Raw genomic sequence first — 21,487 nt, 5'->3', positions numbered from 1 at the left:
ATACAAAACAAGCACGATTAAGCCATCTTCGGTGACTTCATTGCCTGATGAAGACTAATTAACGAAGATAAAGTTTGTAATGTTCTTTTTGCCGCTACAGAAACTTTTGCCTGCAAGGACAACCATGAATTTTCAGACATGGATTTTTGATATGCCCCAATAAAATAACGAGCTGCTATATTATAACTAGCTGACAGATCAGCATGATAGATCTTGCCCGTAGTGTAGCAAAAAGCATCCATGATGAACAAGCAGGAAATATCTCTTTTAAGGGATGCTCCATCAAAATCTATTGATTTAGTTAGAGAGGTTCACCAAGAAGTATAGGACAACACCAAAATGTTAAAACTAATTTTATAGAAGAAAGAATATAATTTCTATTAAAAATGAGCTAAACTATTCATAGACTAGTATATAGAGAGGCTGTGAATACAGATGAAGAAAGCAACATGGCTGGCATCATTTTTGTTACTGATTATTTTGTTAATAGGTTGTAGTACTTCTGAGGAAACCGTCACTAAAAAATCAACTCCATTAGAGGAACGAACAGTGACACCTATTGCTAAAGAAACATCGACCTATGTATACCCATTAACTGGAGAAGCAATAGATGAGCCAAGTGATCAAAGAGTCTTCGCCGTTATGGTTAACAATCATCCTAAAGCACGCCCACAATCTGGTCTTCATAAAGCAGATATTGTATATGAAGTCCTCGCTGAAGGCAATGTCACCAGATTTCTAGCCTTATTCCAAAGTGAACTACCAGAAGTTGTAGGCCCAGTGAGAAGCTCACGCGATTATTTCATTGATCTTAACAATGGTTACCATTCTTTTTACGTAGCCCATGGATACAGTCCTTTAGCCAAACAGATGTTATTTGATGATAAAGTGACAGACCATATCAATGGAATTCAGTATGATGGAATCTTGTTCAAAAGATCAAGTTCTCGAAAAGCTCCACATAACTCGTACATCACGTATGAAAATATTAAAAAAGGAGCCGAGATGAATGGTTATTCTCTAACTGAAACCGTGAAACCAAACAGCTTCTTAAGTAGCAAACAAGCCGATGAATTAGATGGGCAGCAGGTTTCCCATATTACTGTTCATTATGGTTCGACCAATACTGTGAAATATGAGTATGATGAATCCTCACAAAAATATATTCGTTATAGTGATGGTGTCCAAACGGTAGACTTAGAAATGAAAATACCAATTGAGCTAGATAATATCTTTATTGTAGAAGCTCCACACAGAATCATCGACGATTATGGTAGACGTGCTTTAGATTTAGAAGTAGGCGGAAAGGCTTATCTTCTCCAACGAGGAATCTTGCAAGAGATTTCTTGGAAAAACTTAGATGGGCGTATTATTCCATTTAAAGATAATAAAGTCGTTCCGTTTGTAAAGGGGAAAACGTGGATTAACATTGTCCCAACCTCTCCTGGCATTGGTGAGTCCGTTGATATAGTAGAATAAATTAGAAATGCGCAAGGGCGCTGGAGCTAGACAAATTTTATGCTTTCTTATCTTGTTAGAAAACTTGGCATTCGCCAAGCCTTTGTGGCGAATGCCTTAGTTGCACTTATGCAGATAGGAAAGTTTTATACTTTTCTATCTGCTAAGTAAAGGTGGGGTTCAACCGCCATACCCCTCACTAAAGGGGTGGCTTAGAGTGAATCCCACCTTTTTTATTTTCTTATAAACAACTGTGTCCAATGGTTCCCCTCTCTCTCGAACCCAACCCCAATGTGAGTAACCATATGATTCAAGATATTTTTCCGATGTCCTGGACTGTTCATCCAACCTCTAACTACTTGTTCCGGACTGACATGTCCAACAGCAATATTTTCTGCAGCAACAGAAAAGTAAATTCCTTGATCCATTATCATGTTAAAAGGAGACCCATAGGTTGGTGATGTATGAGAGAAGTAATTTTTCTTCCCCATGTCCATTGATTTCATACGTGCCACTTTCACAAGACGAGGATCTATCTGTAAGGGATGTAATCCATATCTTTTTCGTTCCATATTCGTCAGTTCAATAACATCTTTCTCAAAACGGTGAAGAGAAACTGACCTTCTTGGATAAATAGATACCTGGGATCTGTTTTGAGAAAGGGATTCACGGTTTCTGGGTGGCGTCTTTGTCACGGTTTGATCAGTTCCACGAATAGCAGACTGAACAGGCGTTTTCTGCCAAATATTTTTTCGTTTGCCATGACGGACTCCAAGTTTATATGTTATAAACATGAACACAAGTGATGTGATAACAAGTAATTCATTCATCCAATCACTCCAATAAAATATCTATCTAGTTATCACTATGTCCACTTCATGGTATCAATAGACAAAAAAATTACGAATGATGGAGAACAAGTGAAGTAAAAACTCCCACACAAGTTATAAACCCTACGATAGGCCCACCATCTTTAAAAGCTTCCGGCATCATAGTGGAGGCAATCATGGAAATAATGGCACCTGCGGTAAAAGAGCTTACCATTGCCTTAATGGTGTCAGAAGCAGAATCCAATAACATTGCTCCCGCCAAGGAACTCAAAGCTGAAAAAAAGAGAACTAGTGCCCACATCACAATTATTTTTTTATTAGAATACCCCGACTTCTTTAATCCAGCGGTACTTGATATTCCCTCTGGAATATTACTAATAAAAATAGAGACGACCAGAGCTATGCTCACTGACTTTCCACCAACTAAGCTCATCCCTATCATGGCTGATTCAGGCAAAGTGTCCATCACAGAACCAATAAAAACACCAACATTTGACGTTTCTTCCGAGTTTTCTTCCACGAATTCATCACGGTTACTATGCTTACGTTTATGGCCACCCTTTCTAGAAATGACTATATCTAAAAAAGTAAAAATGAGTGATCCTCCTAAAAATCCAATAGCTATTTGAAAAAAACCGCTCCTACTCACTGCGTCTTCAAGTAGCTCATAGGAAGTTGCTCCAATTAATGCGCCTGTACCAAGAGCCATGATATATCCAATTATTTTCTTGGGTATAGAATATTTTAATACGACCAGTGCCCCTAACATCGTTGCAGAACCGGCAATCGTTCCCCATAAAAGCGCATTCCACATGACAAAGCCTCCCTTTCTATGCTGTCATTACTCATCCTCTTCATTTTTAAGAGGAAATATACAAAAGAGAAAGGGCACATAAGTGGAATAAGATAAGAATTAACACTTCATTTCCTCCCAGAAATTTCTTACGTGACATCTTAGATAAAATAAGATACCCTAATCACATATAAAAGGGAAAGGTTGGGTAGCTATTGAAAGTTGTTAACAAAATAACCGATTTAATTGGAAATACTCCCGTTGTTCGTTTAAATAAGGTTGTCCCTGATGGAGTTGCAGAAGTCTTTGTGAAACTCGAAATGTTTAATCCCACTAAAAGCGTGAAAGACCGTGCGGCAATTAATATGATCGATCAGGCCGAAAAACAAGGAATCATTCACCCTGGAGCTACTATAATTGAACCGACTAGTGGGAATACTGGAATTGGGATTGCCGTGGCTGCTGCTTCTAAAGGGTACCAAGCGATTTTGGTTTTACCTGATAATATGACCCAAGAGAGAATTAATCTTCTAAAAGCTTTTGGGGCCCAGGTCGAATTAACTCCAAGCGAGAAAAAAATGTCAGGGGCCATCAAACGTGCAGAAGAATTGAGAGAGCAGATACCAAATAGCATTATTCTTCAGCAGTTTATGAATAAGGCGAATCCAGATATCCACCGAACAACAACAGCATTAGAAATTCTTGATCAGATGGATGGCCATCTAGATGGGTTCGTTGCTACAGCTGGAACAGGTGGAACGATCACCGGAACAGGGGAGACATTAAAAGAAAAAATCCCTAATCTCCATATCGCAGTTGTTGAGCCAAAAGGGTCTCCTGTATTGTCTGGAGGGAAGCCTGGAAAACATAAGTTAGTTGGAACTAGCCCTGGTTTTGTTCCTGATATATTAAACACTTCTATTTATGATGAAATCATTCAAATTGCAGATGATGATGCTGTAGAGATGTTCCGAAGACTTGCAAAAGAAGAAGGAATTTTCGTTGGTCCATCAGCAGCCGCTGCCGTCTTCGCAGCCATCCAAGTAGCCAAAAAACTTGGGCCAGGTAAAAAAGTAGTATGTATTGCGCCCGATACAGGAGAAAGATATTTAAGTATGGGGTTAATTTAATGATGATATATCCTAGTATTTTGATAGAAATTATAAAGCGAAACTTCATTCAGTGCCCGTCCCACTGATGGTTAGCACTCAAGAGTATGACCTAACCAATCGGACATTTCGGCCAGCTTATTCCCCACCTTCTCTTTCGTTTCACTTATGGCTTTAAGGTGGGGGTATTATTGCCATAAAAATAAACTATTAAATTTTTCACCCTTGTTGGTGAAAGCTGGCTTCATGGTTGGCTGCCCGTTCACTCGGTATAAATTCTGGTAGTATAACAAAACCGGGCTTCTAATCGCCCGGTTTTATTTTAAGATAATTGCATGTCCGTTACACAAGTTGCATCCTCTTCAAATGTAGAGATTTCTTTTTCTACGGACTTACCATCATATTCGATTGTAACTGTATACGTTTTGTCACGTGGTAACCAAAAATCCATAAAACCATTTTCTTGAGAGGTTACAACATCATCTACTACTACTTCTCCATTTTCATCCTCAATAACAACAGTAAACTCTTCTTGAACTAGTTCTCCTTGACAACCTGTCAAGCTATGGAATGTTCAAGGGTGAGTACTATTAACATAAGGAGCAATGGATACGAAAAATTCATCTTCTGGCAACTTATACGTCACTTTTTTATCGTTCGTATTATTTACTACAAGATTTTTACCGTCAATAGAAGCAGAATTAGCCTCGACCTTACCAAGTGTTAGGTCACTTACTAATCCCTTAATATCATCAGAGACCTGTACAGAATCTTCTTTTTGATTGGTTAGGAAAAACAACGCACCAACTAGCACGATTATCCCAGCAAACCAAACAACCTTTTTATTCATATTTAGCTAATCTCCTTTACTGATAGTCAACGTTTATAATATACCATAAAACATTGTGAAAATCTTCTCATCTGGGAATAGAAAAACTTGGCTAATTTCAAAATTCATTTAGGAACTAGCCAAGCTGTTGCATCGAAAATTTTCATTTTCATCATTTAAAAAATAGTTTTATAAAGCTGGTTGAAAACCATATTCTTTAGCTCTAATTGCTAAGGTGAAGTTTTCTTGATTTAATTGAAAAAGGTCAGACCCATGAAATGAATCCTCTCCTTTATAGATATCCATAGCTAACTCAGCTAGAACAGTGGCTTCTGAAGAAAACGATTCTGAGTTTAATAAGTCATAGGCACATGTACTCCTGTTTTCTAAAGCTGGAAGTATTTTTTTATATAACTCCTGGTTTCCAGATATGATATAAAGAACGCCCTGCAACTCTGAATTTGATTTTGGATAAAGCTTTTTTATTTTTTGATATCTTCTCTTATGATAGAGGTTCATGAATTTCATGCTGAGATAACCACCTTTATTCCTTTTGATTAGTTTCTATTTCAAAATTAGGAAGGATTAAAACTTCCACTCTTCGATTTTTAGCTCTATTCTCAACTGAATTATTTGGTGCAATGGGTTTAAATTCTCCATATCCTTTGGCACTGAAACGCTCAGGATCTAATTTTTCATTCTCTAGTAAAATCCTCATAAAATTAACAGCTCGCATCACACTTAAATCCCAATTCGATGCGAACTCCGCATTATGGATAGGTCGATCATCTGTATGCCCGCTAATCATAATTTCGTGGGGAGGATCCAAAATGAGAAAATCCGACAGATCTCTGGCTATTTCATGGCCCTTTGGGTTAACCTCAGCACTTCCCGGATCAAACGACAGATCATTAAAAATAGAAATAAATAAGCCTTCATCTGTTAATTTTGTTCCAATTGCATCAGCTAGATTATTTTTTTCTATTCTTTCATTTATTTGTTTTTGAAGAGCCTGAAGCTGATTTAATTCTAACTCAGAATCATTGGGTTCCTCATCTTCCTCAGGTTCATCCTTAGTTGGTTCAATATCAGGTTCTACGGGAGAAATGTTTTCTTCCAAAATCCCCTTTCCTCCACTAAACTCACTTTCAAATACCCTTCTCAACTGTTCATACTTCTGAGCATCAATTTGGCTCATTGCGAATAAGACAACAAAAAGAGCAAGTAATAAGGTCAGAAGATCTGAATACGGAATAAGCCATGACTCATCTACATGATGTTCCCCATGGGATTTCTTCTTTTTCTTACGCATTCTCTCCCTCCTCTTCAAAACCCTTCAATTTTGCAAGGTCTGAAGCAGACAAGTAGGAGCTTAATTTTTCTTTAATAACTAGTGGAGATTCTCCATTCGCTATGGATAAAATCCCTTCGATCATGATGTTCTTCATAAGAACTTCAGCCTTTGATTTTTCACGAAGTTTATTCGCGAATGGGTGCCAAAGTACATATCCGGAAAAGATACCAAATAATGTAGCGATGAATGCAGCAGAGATGGCATGACCAAGAGCTTCCACATCTTCTAAATTAGATAGAGCCGCAACAAGTCCAACAACCGCTCCCAAGACCCCTAAGGTAGGCGCATATGTACCAGCTTGTGAAAACACCATGGCTCCCTGTTGATGACGTTCCTCCATAGCATCTACTTTTTCCATTAACACATCACGAATAAAATCTGGAGATTGTCCATCAATGGATAACTCGAGACCAGTAGCTAAAAACTGATCATCAATTTCGTCTATTCGAGTTTCTAATGCAAGAATACCTTCTCTCCTAGCAAGGTCGGCCCATTGAGAAAACATTTGAATCATTTCATTTAAGTCATATTTTTGTTCTTCAGTAAAAATAATTTTAAAAAGCTTCGGTATTTTTTTAATCGTACTCATAGGAAAAGCGATAAGCACGGAGGCAGCAGTTCCAACAAAGATAATTAAAAAGGCTGCTGGATTTAATAAGGCTTCAGGGCTTACCCCTTTCATTACCATACCTACTCCAATTGCGATAAAACCTAAAATTAAACCCAAAATCGTTGTTTTGTCCATCCAACACACCCCAAATAGAAAAGCGCAAGCGCCCTTGTCCATCAACGGAAGAAGGTGAGACCCACTGAATGTGGGGGTCACCCACAGGATTAGCCTAGGTTCCTTAACTCAGTGATATAGGAAACACGATTCACAGCGTGAATCGATGTTGACTAATCGAATTGCGTGAGGGAACCGACTTCAGTCGATAGGGCGCTGGAGCTAGACATATATTTTCTATTAGAAAACTTGGCATTCACCAAGCCTTTGTGGCGAATGCCTTAGTTGCACTTATACAGATAGGAAAGTTTTATACTTTCCTATCTGTTAAAAAAAGCCATTCCAAACAAAATAGGAATAGCCCTTAAACTGCGCCCCATTTTTTGCTTGGTAACCAGGCGATCATAGAGGATTCCTCCCCCTTAGACCCTGCGCTTTGCGTCCTATTCTTTCAAATAGTTTGCCTTTATCATCCTACAAATGTCTTTATATACATCTTATACTAAATGAAATCTACCACACTTTCAACATACTCCGACAAAAGACAACAAAAATTATGAATAAAAGGATTGGAGTTAAGAAGATTTATAGGTTGGGTAGTTCCTATCCTTAGATAGTTGCACCCAAATCTAAGTAACAGAGTAAGCCGCGGTTTGGTTAAGTTGTGGGAATGATGAGTGATGCTGGATGAGTGATGCTGGATGAATATAATGCTCAAAATTACCTGTTTATGCTCATTTTTAAGGTCTTATGCTACAAAATAATTGTTTATGCGCGGAAATCATGGGTGTTATGCTCAAATTTATTGGTTTTATGCTCAGTTTTTTTGAGCCAATGCTCATGTTTCATTCTGTATGCTCAATTGAAGCCTCAATGCGCAAAGTTTACTTTTTATGCTCACTTTTAAAGAATTTTATGCGCAACTATTAACTTTTTATGCTCGGGTTTTGAGACACTATGCTCAACAAATCCCATCTATGCTTGGCCTTGTCCCTTAATGAGCAAATATTCAAGTTTATGCGCAGCAGGCAGCAATTTACCTTTTAATAGAATAAAACCCCGCACTAGGCGGGGGCCAACCAACAAATCTACAAATCTACATCACATTAAAATACCTAGCTTCTGGATGTGCAAATACAATTGCAGTGACAGATGCCTCAGGCTCCATCATAAATCCATCCGTTAAATGAATCCCAATATCCTCTGGTTTGATTAGACTAAACAACTTTTCTTGATCCTCTAAATTGGGGCAGGCAGGGTATCCAAAGGAGAAACGTTGCCCTTGATACTTGGCAGCAAATCGATCTTCCATGGAAAAGTCTACTGGGTCCGGAAACCCCCATTGATCCCGAATCAATTGATGCATACGCTCAGCGAATCCTTCTGCCGTTTCTAATGCCAAAGCTTGTAAAGCATGACTTTCAAAGAACTCTCCTTGTTCCTTTAACTCTTGAGCACGCTCTCTAATTTGTTTCCCTGCAGTTACCGCAAAAAATCCCACATAATCCATTTCTCCACTATCAACGGATTTCAGATAATCTGCTAAGCAGAGATAAGGCTCTTTTTCCTGACGAGGAAAAGAAAATACCTGTATAACTGTCTTTTGATCAGAAGGATCATAGACTATTACTTGGTCACCATCCGATTGGGCTGGGAAAAACTGATAGACTCCGGAAGGCTGAATAAGACCTTCATGTTTTGCCCTATATAAAAGTGTATCAATTTTATCTTTTAAATCTAAAGCTTTAGGGTCTCGGTCAGCTATTAACTGCTTCACCTTCCCTTTAAGCCCTAGATGGTGTCCTAACAGCATTTGTTGATTAATATATGGCTCAACATGAGACACTTTAAAATCTTTTAAAATATGACGTTCCAAATCTCGAGGAACATAAATAGGTCCATCCTTGGAAACATTTGAGCGAACATTTGTCAAAACTGGAGTACCTTTGTCTAAAGCGGCTGCTTCAGCTAATTGTTTCTCTCTTTTTTCCTTCCGTTCTTCAAGCTCCTGCAAAATCTTTACTTTTTCCTTTTCATCTCGCAACCGGTTCGCTAAAGTTAATCCATTCATAGCATCTTTTGCATATAAAACTGGACCCTCGTACTCCGGAGAAATTTTCACTTCTGTAAAGCGACGAGAAAGCGCAGCACCACCCACTAAAATAGGAATGGAGATATCCGATTGTTTTAAATCCTGGGCAGTCAATACCATTTGCTGCGCAGATTTTACTAAAAGACCAGACAATCCAATGATATCTGGTTTTTCTCGTTTAACAACTTCAATGAGTTCCGCTGGAGTGACCTTAATGCCCAAGTCAACAACCTGGAACCCGTTATTTCCAAGTATGATCTCCACTAGGTTCTTCCCGATATCATGAACATCCCCCTTAACAGTGGCTAGAATAATCTTCCCTTTACCTGAATTTGAATTCTCATCCTTCTTTTCCATGTGTGGCTCAAGGAATGCTACTGATGCCTTCATTACTTCAGCACTTTGCAGGACCTCCGCAACAATCAGTTGGTTATCATTGAAAAGACGCCCAACTTCAGCCATCCCTTCCATTAATGGTCCATTAATAATATCCAATGGATTCTCATATTTTTCTAGCGCTAATTCAAGGTCGGGAAGGAGGCCTTCTTTTGTTCCTTCCAAAATATAGGTTGATAAACGTTCCTCTAATGTCATGTTTGCGGAAGGCTTCTTACTCTCCTTCTTTTTGCCACGATAAAAGGCCGTAAAATCAGCTAACGTTTGGTCTGAAGTTCTTAACAAAAGATCTTCAGCCATTTCGATTTCTTCTTTAGGAATGGAGGAATAGCGCTCCAACTTCTCGGTGTTCACTAGGGCATAATCAAGACCTGCTTGGGTACAAAGATAAAGGAAAACAGAATTTAAAACCTCGCGCCCTACTGGTGGTAAACCAAAGGAAACATTACTAATTCCAAGAATAGTTAAGCATTCTGGAAATCGCTCTTTAATCAGACGGATGCCTTCAATCGTCTCTTGGGCAGCACCTATATATTGCTTATCACCCGTTCCAACCGGGAATACGAGGGGATCAAAAATAAGATTCTCTGGTTGCAGGCCATATTTTTCAACAAGAAGTTGATAGGAACGTTCCGCAACTGCTAGTTTTTTCTCACGAGTCAGGGCCATCCCTTTTTCATCAATAGTTCCGACAACCACTGCCGCACCGTATTTATGAACAAGTTTCGCTATTCTTTCGAAACGCTCTTCTCCATCTTCAAGGTTGATGGAGTTAATAATGGCCTTTCCTTGAGAGTAGGTTAAAGCCCGCTCAATCACCTCGTCATCGGTTGAGTCAATTACAAGAGGTACCTTGACTTTGTTGACTACTTGTTGGATAAATTTTTCCATATCTTCTATTTCTTCACGGTCAGGGTCGGCTAAGCAGACATCAATGACATGAGCACCATTTTTGACCTGAGCACGGGCAATTTCTGCTGCTTCTTCATATTTCTCTTCTGCAATTAGACGCTTAAATTTTCTTGATCCAATGACGTTTGTTCGTTCCCCAACCATAAGTGGACGCATTGTATCATCATACAAAAGAGGCTCAATTCCACTGACGGCATGGCCATGCGTTTTGGCCGGGATTTCTCTAGGTTTTTTATCTTTCATGACCTCAGCTATCATTTTTATATGATCTGGTGTTGTACCGCAGCATCCCCCCGTCACATTTAGCCAGCCTTTATCAGCAAAACCAGCTAATTTTTTGGATAAAGAATCAGGGGTTTCATGGTAATTCCCTTCTTCATCAGGAAGGCCGGCATTCGGATAGCAACTCACTCCTGTTGTTGCCAAGTCCGATAGGGAACGTACGTGATCTCTCATAAACTCTGGACCTGTCGCACAATTTAATCCAACCGCAAAAGGCTTCATATGTTCTAAAGATAAATAAAAGGACTCAATATTTTGTCCAGCAAGTGTAGTTCCCATTGGTTCTATCGTTCCCGAAACCATCAAAGGGAGTTCTCTTCCAACTTCATCGAAAGCTTGCTGAATCCCCAAAAAGGCAGCTTTCACATTCCGCATATCTTGGCTAGTTTCTAGTAAAAGGAAATCAACGCCACCGTCAATAAGTCCCTTAGCCTGGACCTTGTAATTGTCAATGAGGTCAGAAAAACTAATCCCACCTGTTACACTTAGCGTTTTGGTCGTTGGTCCCATCGCACCTGCTACAAAACGTGGCCATTCTGACGTTGAAAATTCGGCACGAACACGTCCTGCAATTTCAGCTGCAATGCGATTGAGTTCATAGCTTTTGTGACCCAAATTGTATTCGTCTAACACAACTTCTGTTGCACCGAATGTGTTCGTTTCAATAACATCGGCATCAGCTTCCAAATAACTTCTATGAATCCACTCCACCACATCAGGTCTTGTTATATTCAAATATTCATTGCAGCCATCATAATCTTCCCCACCAAAATCCTCTGGGGTAAGGTTAGCGGCCTGAAGCATGGTTCCCATGGCTCCATCGAAAATAAGAATTTTTTTCTTCAATTGTTGTTCAAGTAGTTGATTAACCATTGAAAACCTTCCTTTCAGGCTGATCTTGTTGTTTAGCGTGGATATAGTTTGCTAGTTCTACCGTTAAATCATAACGCATAAATGGCGTTATGAGATAGATGCCATTGAATAAATCATACGCTACATCAATAAGTTCTTTGGCGATCGCAAGTCCTTCCCGTTTCGACGCTTTAGGGTCACCCTTACAAGCAGCCATACGCTCTCGGACTTCATCTGATAGCTTAATTCCTGGTACTTCATTATGAAGGAATTCTGCATTTCTATCACTAGTTAAAGGCATGAGGCCTAGATAAATCGGATGTTCAATATGCTTCGTAGCCCCTGCCACTTCTTCCATTTGATACGGGTTGAATACAGGCTGGCTTATGAAATAATCCGCTCCTGCTTCGATTTTTTTCTCTAATCTTGCAACTGCCCGATCAAGGTGACGCACATTTGGGTTAAAGGCAGATCCAACAGAAAAGTTGGTCTTTTGTCTTAAGGATTTCCCGGAAAAAGAAATTCCCTCGTTCAATTGCTTGATGAACGTAATTAATTCAAATGAAGTAAGATCATAGACAGAAGTAGCTCCAGGAAAATCCCCAATTTTAGTTGGGTCGCCAGTCACCGCTAGAATTTGATTAATCCCAAGAGTATGTAGACCCATGAGGTGAGATTGTAATCCAATCAAGTTTCGATCACGGCAAGTGATGTGGACCAAAGGCCGTACATGATAATCATTTTTAATCATTGTTGCCATAGCTGCATTACTAATCCTCGGAGAAGCCAATGAATTATCCGCCATGGTGATAGCGTCAATATTCGCTTGCTTTAGAGCTTTTACCCCTTGAAAAAACACCTCTGTGTCCAGATGCTTGGGAGTATCCAATTCAACAATTACCGATTTCTGCTGTTTCACCATATCATGTAAATGTGGAAGGGAGGGAATCTTTGCTTCCTTAATATCGATCGTATCTTTTTTAATAGAAACGACTTTTCCCTTTATTGGTTTTGCACCCGCTAACGCTTTTGCCATAGCCGCAACCTGTTGAGGAGTTGTTCCACAGCACCCCCCCATTAATCGAACTCCTTGTTCACGTAACTCCAGGGCCACCCTTTCAAAATAGCTATCGTCTGTTGCATAGACAAGCTTGCCTTCCTCATAATCTGGTAAACTTGCATTCGGATAGGCTGAGAGAAATGCCCTTTGGGGAAGCTCAACACCTCTTAAAGATTCAATTGTATGATGTGGTCCTAATCGGCAATTGAGCCCAACGACATCTGCTCCTAGTTCTTCTAATTTTTCAAAAGCCTCTTGAAGACAGATTCCACCCTGAAGCATTCCAACTTCGTGTAAGGATACATTCGTTATGATAGGTAGCTCCGTTTCTTTTCTAGCAAGGTTTAGGACGGTGGTTAATTCATCAAAGTCATAAAAAGTTTCTAATAAAAGTCCATCAATCTCTGTATCTAGTAATACTTTTAGTTGTTGAAGAAAACTCTGTTTAATTTCTTCTAGGGTGGCTATGCTCTTATTAATTCCACGGATCCCGCCAATGGTACCCAAAACAAAAGCATCATCTGCTACATTTTTGGCCAGCTGAACCGCTGCACGGTTGATCGCCTCAACCTGATCTTCTATACCATAACGACTTAGTTTGATAGCATTCGCTCCGTACGTATTTGTTTGTATCACTTGGGCCCCTGCTTGAACATAGGCCTCATGAACTCGCTGAACTTCTTTTGGATTAGAAAGATTCAACTCTTCAAAACAAGAATCCACACCATGAGAATATAACAAAGTTCCCATAGCACCATCTGCAATTAAAATTTTTTCGTTTAACTCCTTTAATAAACCCAGCGGGGCCACCTCCGTTCGATGTTTATGTTCATTGCCAAATTAGTCCTGTTGTATAATGACTGGGACTTTAGGTAATGAAAAAACCCTATCATGGGTAGATAGGGTTTGTAAAAGTCAACGTTTCACTTCTCCCTTATCTTTCAGAATCCTTGATTCTGTTGGATTTAGCACCTTCATCGAATTCGATGGGTTGCTAGGTTTCACAGGGCCAATTCCCTCCACCATTCTTGATAAGTTCGTACTTATTTAATTTTTATTATTATTTATCATATGGGTAATGGAGGGTGAAGTCAAGGGAAAAAGATTGGGAATAGTATATCGGGCTTCTATTACTCATTCTTAATTTCGGACGGCTTTTTTGCGTAAATAGACAGCTTCTATTCACTTATTTTCATCTCTGCTCTACCTTTTGTTTAAAATGGTTCTCTTTATGTTTTCTATTACTTCAATTCTTATTATCCCACGGGAACAGAGAAACTATTTTCTTGAGTTCCACTCTGGTCATGAACTTTTTCATAAAAATGAATTTCCTTTTGACTCATTAATAAAACCGTCGAACTTCTTGTTCCATAATTCTCTGTCTTTATAAATAATGGCGATAACACTCTTTCCCACTCTATAGGCACTCCTGTTTGTGGTAAGTCCTCATCAGATGCTGGGTCTGCATATTCCAGTAATCCAAACAAATTCTTTACCATTTCTGTTTGTGACTGGTCATATTTAAGAATTTCTCGAAGACCCTCCTTCCCTTTCTTCACTTTCGGCCAATCTGTGTTGAAAAGGTGATTACTTAACCCATGAATTCCTTTTTCTACATTTCGAACTTGTTTCTCTTTATTTGAAAAATAAAATAGTTCTTCACTGTTGCCAACAAGAAGATTATATCCAGGATAATCTTTTGGAGCCTGCGAAATTTCACTTAAGTAGGTTTCAGGGGACTGACCCGTTTTCAAAAAGTTAGCAACTAGTTCTCCTCTGGATTTTTTTCCTTCCATCATCTCTTCAGGATCACGATAATTTGTTAAGGCAGCAAACTGCCCATATTTCGTAACTCCCATCCAAGTACCCATTTTTTCCAAATCACGACCTGCCAAAATGTAAGGATGATCCTCCCAAAAATGAGCAGATTCAGTTGGACGTTTGTAAAATTCATCACGATTAGCAGCAACAATTAATGGATAATCCGGATGAATATTTTTTGCTAAGAGAATTAGACACATAACATGGCCCCCTTTTTCCTCTTTATACCATAATGAATAGCAATACAAAAGTCTAGGACTCAACAGCCAATTATTATTTTTAATTCAGGAACCCAATACACTAGCCACACCCTCCATTTTCTAAGATACTTTTATTCAAATCTGTCAACCAACTTTATCACACTAAACAACGCTAAGAACCACTTTTGAACGAAAAATCAAGCAAAAAGTAGCGAGAACTCTTGTTGTTTGTTAATTTATGAACATTATATGACAAATGTACGAATTTGCATTATTCTTCACAATTTCATGCTATTATTTACATCCGAAAGCACACTTTTTATAGAGATTTGTTTAAAAAGTGTAAACATAAATCACTATTCTAATAGGTTCATAGAGAAGGGAGAAACCACGGTGAAACTAAAAGTTCTAGCTATACTCTTTTTACTGCTTAGTTTTTTGACTGGTTGTGAAAGTATGGTTGTATTTGACCCTCAAGGTCCGGTCGCTAAGAATTTGACAGACTTAATCATTTTTTCAATCATCTTAATGGCGATTGTTGTGGCTGTCGTTTTTATTTTATACACAGTGATTATATGGAAGTATAGAGAACGTCCAGAAAACAAAGATTATGAGCCTCCTCATGAAGCAGGAAACAAAATCTTAGAAACTACTTGGTTCGTTATTCCAATCATAATTGTTATCGTACTCACTATTCCAACAATAAAAGCAATCTATGATCACGAAGAAATACCTGAAGGCTATCAAGATGAAGAGCCACTTGTGATTCATGTTACATCAGCCGATTGGAAATGGATATTTACTTATCCTGAGCAAGATATTGAAACAGTGAACTATTTAAATATCCCTGAAGATCGACCAATTCAATTCAAAATGACTTCTACAGGGACGATGCAATCATTTTGGATTCCATCCTTAGGTGGGCAAAAATATACCATGGCAAACATGGAAACAAATCTTTTCCTAGTTGCTGATAGGCCGGGGAGCTATATTGGAAGAAATACAAACTTTAATGGAAAAGGTTATGCCCATATGGACTTTGAAGCCGAAGCCATGACTCATCAGGATTTCGTTGAATGGGTAGAGGAGGTTAAAAACTCTGCTCCGGAGTTAACAAAAGAACGTTATCTTCAGCTTGTTAACCCAACGATTATTGGACGCGAAACGTACAATGGAACACATTTACAGTGGATCGATCACTCGGACCATGACGCTCCTTTACTCACAGATCCGGAAGATTATCGCATCGGCCACGGTGATGAGGAAGAACATGGATCAGATGAAAACGAAGTAGATACAAGTAAATTAGATCTAGATTCAACAACCAATAAGCATGAAGGAGGCGGACATTAATGAACCTTGATGAATTCTTTGTCACTGGGGACCCGATGATTTTAGGATCTCAAATTGCCATTGGTCTAACGCTTGTTGGTATCGTTGCATTAATAACTTACCTCAAACGTTGGCGCTGGCTATGGACCGAATGGTTTACAACTGTTGATCATAAAAAAATTGGGATTATGTATATACTTGCAGGTGTTTTAATGTTCTTCCGTGGCGGTGTGGATGGTCTGTTAATGAAGGCCCAAACATCACGTCCTGGTCTTGAAATTTTAGACGCCCAGCACTATGATGAAGTCTTTACAACACATGGCGTTATCATGATTCTCTTCATGGCGATGCCACTTTTAATTGGTATTATGAACGTTGTCATCCCGCTTCAAATCGGAGCGAGAGATGTTGCTTTTCCTAAACTTAATGCATTAAGCTTTTGGCTGTTTTTCAGTGGGGCTATGCTGTTTAATATTTCTTTCGTCATTGGAGGATCACCAGATGCTGGATGGACATCGTACTTTCCACTAGCTGGGAAAGAGTTTACTCCGGGTGTAGGGAACAACTATTATGCAATTGCCTTGCAGATTGCTGGTATTGGAACCCTGATGACAGGAATTAACTTTATCGTTACGATTTTGAAAATGAGAACCAAGGGTATGACTCTTATGAAAATGCCTATGTTCACATGGACCGTTTTCACTACGTCCATCCTAATCGTAGCTGCGTTTCCGATTTTCACAGTAGCTTTAGCATTCATGACATTAGATCGCCTATTTGGAACCCACTTCTTCACGGTTGCCGCTGGTGGAGATCCAATGCTATGGCTAAACCTTTTCTGGTTATGGGGACATCCTGAAGTGTACATTGTTATTCTCCCAGCCTTTGGAATGTTTTCTGAGATTATTGCAACTTTTTCCCGTAAAAATCTATATGGATATAAAGCCATGGTTGCATCCATTGTTGGTATTGCATTCTTAAGTATGCTAGTTTGGGTCCATCACTTCTATACAATGGGATCAGGTCCAGCTGTTAACTCTATATTCTCGATTACGACTATGGCCATCGCAATTCCGACCGGGGTTAAGATCTTTAACTGGCTCTTTACAATGCGTAAAGGGAAAATTAGATTTTCTACCGCTATGTTATGGGCACTAGCCTTTATTCCAAACTTCTTAATTGGAGGAGTAACAGGAGTCATGCTTGCTATGGCCGCCGCCGACTACCAGTATCACAATACAATGTTCTTAGTAGCACATTTCCACTACACATTGATTCCTGGTGTTGTATTTGCGGTATTTGCTGGACTTTACTACTGGTGGCCAAAAATGTTTGGATTTAAGCTTAATGAAAAAATTGGGAAGTGGCATTTCTGGCTGTTTGTCATCGGATTTAACATGACCTTCATGCCAATGTTCTTTGTCGGATTAGATGGAATGTCACGTCGTATGTACACATATTCTGCTGAAACTGGATGGGGAGGTCTTTTAGGGTTCTCAGCTATTGGTTCCTTAGTATTAGCTGCTGGATTTATCGCTCTTGTTTACAACATCTACTGGAGCTTCCGTTACGCTTCGCGCGATGTTGGAAATGATCCGTGGGATGCACGTACACTTGAATGGATGACTGCTTCACCTGTTCAACATTACAATTTTGCAAAAGTTCCTGAAGTTACAGAACTTGATCCTTACTGGGAAATGAAGAAAACAGGCAACACTGGATTAAAGAAAAGTGAGATTAAAGAAATTCACATGCCAAGTAATTCTTGGACACCAATATTTATAAGTGTTGCTTTCGGTGTAGTTGGCTTCTTCCTAGTGTTTGAATGGTTTATACCAGCAGCAATATTCTCGATTGCTATATTGGCAGGGTTAATCATGAATTCCTTCGATTACGATGAGGGTTACCATGTATCTGTTGAAGAAGTCATTGAAACAGAAGAAAAGTGGAGAGGTGAATTGAAATGACATCCCAAAACACGCCCTTAGAGTATAAAGGTCTTCAAAATCAAATGAATATTCTAGGCTTCTGGATTTTCCTTGGAGCAGAGATCGTCCTCTTCTCCACATTATTTGCTTCTTATTTCGTACTTGTAGATAATACAGCAGGAGGACCATCAGGTAGTGACCTTTTCATTGCAAAAGATGTCCTTATTATGACGCTCCTCCTTCTTACAAGTAGTTTCACCTGTGGTCTAGCTATTCATGAGATGAGAAATCAAAAGAAAAACGATACGATCGTTTGGTTGATCGTCACCTTATTATTAGGCCTTGGATTTATCTATATGGAAGTGTCAGAGTTTACGCATTATGTTCACGAAGGAGCTACCATGCAGACTAGTGCGTTCCTATCTGCCTTCTTCACACTATTGGGCACTCACGGTCTTCACGTGTCCCTGGGAATTGGTTGGATTACACTACTAATCATTCAATTAGTTAGACGTGGATTTACACCTACGACATCTAGAAAACTATTTATCGCAGGACTATATTGGCATTTCCTCGACGTTGTTTGGATTTTCATCTTTACATTCGTCTATCTGAAAGGAATGGTGATGTAAATGGCTAATCACGAAAAGCACCGTTTTCCTATAAATCATGTACTTGGATTTTTTCTATCCATTTCCATGACTATATTGGCAATGATCGTCGTATTTAAAACAAACTTTTCATCCACTGTGATTATGTGGTTTATTGGAACACTCGCCTTTCTTCAAGCAGGAGTTCAGCTCTTCCTTTTCATGCATATTACAGAAGGACAAGAAAAATTAACAAATTTAATCAACATTGCATACAGTGCCTTTTTGGCCTTTGTAATCATCATAGGCTCATTTTGGATCCTTACTTCTGGTCACGCTGCATACTAAAGTTTTAAAAGCTCACCTCATTTGGTGAGCTTTTTCTTTTGGTACAAACGCAACTAGATTTCCATTCGCTATCACAGATTTTTTTAGTGATTTACATTTTATAAAGTGAAACTTCAATCAGTGGCCATCCCCACTGATTGTTAGCAACCACCTAAAGTCCTTGAACCAATCGGACATTTACAGGCAGCCACCCTCACCAACAAGGATGAAAATTTAATTGTTCTATTCTCATGGGATTTTATCCCCCACCTACTCTTTTCGTTTTACTTAAGATCCTGAGGTGTGGTATTCCTGCCGTTCATGCGGGATAAAAGCATAATCCCACTAATCTTGGCTTTATAACATAAACACAGTGAAAAGTTTGAATGAAATGTTACAATTTTGTGAACAAAGTGTTATAATACTCGTAACCGCTTTCATAGATGTATTAAAACAAGGAGGGGATTGGATGGACGTACTCCTTATGTACCTGTTGATTTTTAGCATGACCCCATTTATACTGTGGAGCTCCAATAGACAAAAGATGGCGATTACACAGCTAATTTTTGTAGTTATCGCTTGGGTGATCCTGTCGCTTCACATTATCAATGTTCCATTTGGCTCATACCATTCCTTGCTTTGGGGTATTTTTGCATTCCAGCTTATATTAGGGCATGCCGCTTTTATGATGGTTTATGCAGATATGTACAAAGAAATAAATGAGAAAAAACGAAGAATTGAAGACTATTAAGAAAAGCGCAAGCGCCCCTCGAAACAAGAAAAAGCACTTGTTGCTGCGAAGTAGCTCTATGTAGCTTTCCTTTACTCGAGGAAAAAACTTCGAAGATTACTCGATAATGCTTTTTCGCTGGAGCTAGACAAATCCCTTCATCTACTGGATGAAGGGATTTGTCTAGGACCCTATTGCTTTAGTCCACTTCCTATTTAAATTCGTTTTCCTATAAATTTTTCGATCTTCTTTAAAGCAAGATCAAGCTGTTGAAGGGAAGCTGCGTATGAACAACGAATATGTCCTTCCCCATTTTCTCCAAAAACATTTCCTGGAACAACCGCTACTTTTTCTTCCTTTAACAATTGCTCAGCGAACTCATCAGAACTCAGTCCTGTTTCACGAATCGATGGGAAGACGTAAAAAGCTCCCCCAGGCATATCACAAGATAAACCGATTTCATTAAAGGTTTTAACTACAAAATTTCTTCTTTGCTTGTAGCTTTTTTTCATGTCCTGAACGGCTTTCTTCCCATTTCGAAGAGCTTCAAGTGCCCCATATTGTGCCATGGTAGGGGCACACATAATGGTGTATTGGTGTATTTTTGTCATGGCAGCGATTATATCCTGTGGACCAGCTGCGTACCCTAACCTCCATCCAGTCATAGCAAATGCTTTTGAAAATCCGCTAATCAAAATGGTTCTTTCCTTCACTCCAGGAAGAGAGGCAAAGCTGGAATACTCTTCATCGTAAGTTAGCTCCGCATAGATTTCATCAGACAAGACAAGCAGATTATATTTTTCAATCACTTCACTTATTGCAATTAATTCATCTCTGCTAAGTACTGTACCTGTGGGATTATTAGGACTGCAAATCATAATAGCCTTTGTTTTCTTAGTAATCACATTTTCCAACTGATCAGGGCGCAATTTAAATTTATCGTCGGGATCCGTGTACAACATGACTGGAACACCACCTGCTAATTCAACAGCAGGCGCATACGAAACAAAACTAGGTGCCACCACCACAACTTCATCCCCTGGATTCAAAACCGCACGAAGAGCAATATCAATGGCTTGACTTGCCCCGACTGTAATAATTACTTCATTTTGAGGTTGATAGACCGCCTCGTACTGATTTTTTAAATACTTACTAACCTCTTCCCGAAGTTCGATAAGTCCAGCATTAGCTGTATAAGCTGTATATCCTTGTTCAAGAGAATGGTAGCTTGCCTCAATGACATTCCACGGAGTAACAAAATCAGGTTCTCCTACACCTAAAGAGATTACGTTTTCCATTTGTGAAGCAAGGTCAAAAAAACGCCGTATTCCTGATGGCTTTAATTCCTGGATACGTTGGGAAACAAATGACGTCATGGAGATACCACAATCCTTTTATCGTCGTTATCATTATCAAAAATAATGCCGTCATGCTTATATTTTTTTAATACAAAATGAGTAGTAGTGGAAAGAACAGAATCAAGGACAGATAGTTTTTCAGAAACAAACTTTCCAATTTCTAGCATGGTACGAGCCTCAATAGATACCGACAAATCATAGGCGCCTGACATTAAATAAACAGCCTTTACTTCCGGAAAACGATAGATCCTTTCTGCAACCTTATCAAAACCGACTCCGCGCGCTGGTTGAACCTTCACATCAATCATAGCTGTAACGCCTTCATAATTATGTACCTTCGACCAATCAATAACAGCAGAATAGCCGAGAATGGCCTTCTCTTCTTCGAGCTTTCTAATAAGTTCTCTAGTTTCCTCTTCGCTCCGATCAATCATTTTAGCAATCTTCTCTATTTCCAGATTACTATTATTTTCAATTAGGCTTAGCAACTCTACTTCAATTTTTTCCATT

General features: G+C 39.1%; 18 protein-coding genes, 1 pseudogene and 2 riboswitches. Of the genes and pseudogenes, 7 read left to right on the top strand and 12 right to left on the bottom strand.

Translation table 11 applies throughout. The features are described 5' to 3' along the window. Positions 1–17: 17 nt before the first annotated feature. Entirely contained in the window at positions 18–251 is a 234-nt protein-coding gene (locus RZN25_11000; GenBank protein MEQ6377348.1) for a hypothetical protein, read from the bottom strand. Positions 252–435: 184 nt separating this feature from the next. Between RZN25_11000 and RZN25_10995 the strand changes: the two genes are divergently transcribed. Then, on the top strand, positions 436–1,479 hold the full coding sequence (locus RZN25_10995; GenBank protein ID MEQ6377347.1) for a DUF3048 domain-containing protein: 1,044 nt from the start codon (positions 436–438) through the stop codon (positions 1,477–1,479). A 212-nt stretch (positions 1,480–1,691) separates the two neighbouring features. Here RZN25_10995 and RZN25_10990 read toward each other — a convergent pair. Both RZN25_10990 and RZN25_10985 read right to left on the bottom strand, forming a co-directional pair. Continuing rightward, positions 1,692–2,072, bottom strand: a pseudogene (locus RZN25_10990) (CAP domain-containing protein). 286 nt (positions 2,073–2,358) lie between these two features. Further along, positions 2,359–3,102 carry a ZIP family metal transporter gene (locus RZN25_10985; protein MEQ6377346.1) on the bottom strand — a complete coding sequence of 248 codons (744 nt, stop codon included), beginning with the start codon at positions 3,100–3,102 and terminating at the stop codon, positions 2,359–2,361. 194 nt (positions 3,103–3,296) lie between these two features. Between RZN25_10985 and cysK the strand changes: the two genes are divergently transcribed. Next, a complete protein-coding gene (cysK, locus tag RZN25_10980; GenBank protein ID MEQ6377345.1) occupies positions 3,297–4,211 on the top strand; it encodes a cysteine synthase A in 915 nt (304 codons plus the stop codon). Between the two features lie 301 nt (positions 4,212–4,512). Here the strand turns inward: cysK and RZN25_10975 are convergent, their stop codons facing one another. The 7 genes from RZN25_10975 to RZN25_10945 all read right to left on the bottom strand — a co-directional run bounded on the left by RZN25_10975 (position 4,513) and on the right by RZN25_10945 (position 14,712). Next, a complete protein-coding gene (locus tag RZN25_10975) occupies positions 4,513–5,040 on the bottom strand; it encodes a CueP family metal-binding protein (GenBank protein ID MEQ6377344.1) in 528 nt (175 codons plus the stop codon). 168 nt (positions 5,041–5,208) lie between these two features. After that, complete coding sequence (locus tag RZN25_10970; protein MEQ6377343.1) at positions 5,209–5,547, bottom strand: hypothetical protein; 339 nt, start codon at positions 5,545–5,547, stop codon at positions 5,209–5,211. A gap of 16 nt (positions 5,548–5,563) precedes the next feature. Then, the gene (motB, locus tag RZN25_10965; GenBank protein MEQ6377342.1) at positions 5,564–6,331 is read right to left on the bottom strand and encodes a flagellar motor protein MotB; all 768 of its coding nucleotides are present in this window, start codon (positions 6,329–6,331) and stop codon (positions 5,564–5,566) included. Then, positions 6,324–7,118 carry a flagellar motor stator protein MotA gene (gene motA, locus RZN25_10960; GenBank protein ID MEQ6377341.1) on the bottom strand — a complete coding sequence of 265 codons (795 nt, stop codon included), beginning with the start codon at positions 7,116–7,118 and terminating at the stop codon, positions 6,324–6,326. The genes motB and motA overlap by 8 nt, the downstream gene beginning before the upstream one ends. A 365-nt stretch (positions 7,119–7,483) precedes the next feature. Beyond that, positions 7,484–7,572, bottom strand: a riboswitch (cyclic di-GMP riboswitch). A gap of 621 nt (positions 7,573–8,193) precedes the next feature. Continuing rightward, positions 8,194–11,652: a methionine synthase gene (gene metH, locus RZN25_10955; protein ID MEQ6377340.1), complete on the bottom strand. Its 3,459-nt coding sequence runs from the start codon at positions 11,650–11,652 to the stop codon at positions 8,194–8,196. After that, a complete protein-coding gene (locus tag RZN25_10950; protein MEQ6377339.1) occupies positions 11,645–13,492 on the bottom strand; it encodes a bifunctional homocysteine S-methyltransferase/methylenetetrahydrofolate reductase in 1,848 nt (615 codons plus the stop codon). The genes metH and RZN25_10950 overlap by 8 nt, the downstream gene beginning before the upstream one ends. Before the next feature lie 130 nt (positions 13,493–13,622). Beyond that, a riboswitch (SAM riboswitch) is annotated at positions 13,623–13,729 on the bottom strand. A 218-nt stretch (positions 13,730–13,947) separates the two neighbouring features. Next, the gene (locus RZN25_10945; GenBank protein ID MEQ6377338.1) at positions 13,948–14,712 is read right to left on the bottom strand and encodes an NRDE family protein; all 765 of its coding nucleotides are present in this window, start codon (positions 14,710–14,712) and stop codon (positions 13,948–13,950) included. A gap of 393 nt (positions 14,713–15,105) precedes the next feature. Between RZN25_10945 and qoxA the strand changes: the two genes are divergently transcribed. The 5 genes from qoxA (at position 15,106) to RZN25_10920 (ending at position 19,640) form a co-directional block, all read left to right on the top strand. After that, positions 15,106–16,065: a cytochrome aa3 quinol oxidase subunit II gene (qoxA, locus tag RZN25_10940; GenBank protein MEQ6377337.1), complete on the top strand. Its 960-nt coding sequence runs from the start codon at positions 15,106–15,108 to the stop codon at positions 16,063–16,065. Then, positions 16,065–18,011 carry a cytochrome aa3 quinol oxidase subunit I gene (gene qoxB / locus RZN25_10935; protein MEQ6377336.1) on the top strand — a complete coding sequence of 649 codons (1,947 nt, stop codon included), beginning with the start codon at positions 16,065–16,067 and terminating at the stop codon, positions 18,009–18,011. Before qoxA ends, qoxB begins: the two co-directional genes overlap by 1 nt. Further along, positions 18,008–18,604, top strand: a complete 597-nt coding sequence (gene qoxC / locus RZN25_10930) for a cytochrome aa3 quinol oxidase subunit III (GenBank protein MEQ6377335.1) — start codon at positions 18,008–18,010, stop codon at positions 18,602–18,604. Before qoxB ends, qoxC begins: the two co-directional genes overlap by 4 nt. Then, entirely contained in the window at positions 18,605–18,910 is a 306-nt protein-coding gene (gene qoxD / locus RZN25_10925; protein MEQ6377334.1) for a cytochrome aa3 quinol oxidase subunit IV, read from the top strand. A 448-nt stretch (positions 18,911–19,358) separates the two neighbouring features. Beyond that, positions 19,359–19,640, top strand: a complete 282-nt coding sequence (locus tag RZN25_10920) for a spore morphogenesis/germination protein YwcE (protein MEQ6377333.1) — start codon at positions 19,359–19,361, stop codon at positions 19,638–19,640. Between the two features lie 194 nt (positions 19,641–19,834). On the opposite strand, the gene RZN25_10915 is transcribed toward RZN25_10920, so the two are convergent. Both RZN25_10915 and RZN25_10910 read right to left on the bottom strand, forming a co-directional pair. Next, positions 19,835–20,995, bottom strand: coding sequence for an aminotransferase (locus tag RZN25_10915; protein MEQ6377332.1), 1,161 nt, complete (start codon positions 20,993–20,995; stop codon positions 19,835–19,837). Further along, positions 20,992–21,486 (bottom strand): Lrp/AsnC family transcriptional regulator, encoded by a 495-nt coding sequence (locus tag RZN25_10910; protein ID MEQ6377331.1) that lies wholly within the window; start codon positions 21,484–21,486, stop codon positions 20,992–20,994. The genes RZN25_10915 and RZN25_10910 overlap by 4 nt, the downstream gene beginning before the upstream one ends. Between the last annotated feature and the right edge of the window lies 1 nt (position 21,487).

Source organism: Bacillaceae bacterium S4-13-56 (genome assembly GCA_040191315.1).
Lineage (GTDB): Bacteria > Bacillota > Bacilli > Bacillales > JAWJLM01 > JAWJLM01.
Note: the sequence above shows the minus strand (reverse complement) of the source record. Positions and strands in the feature narration are given on the sequence as shown.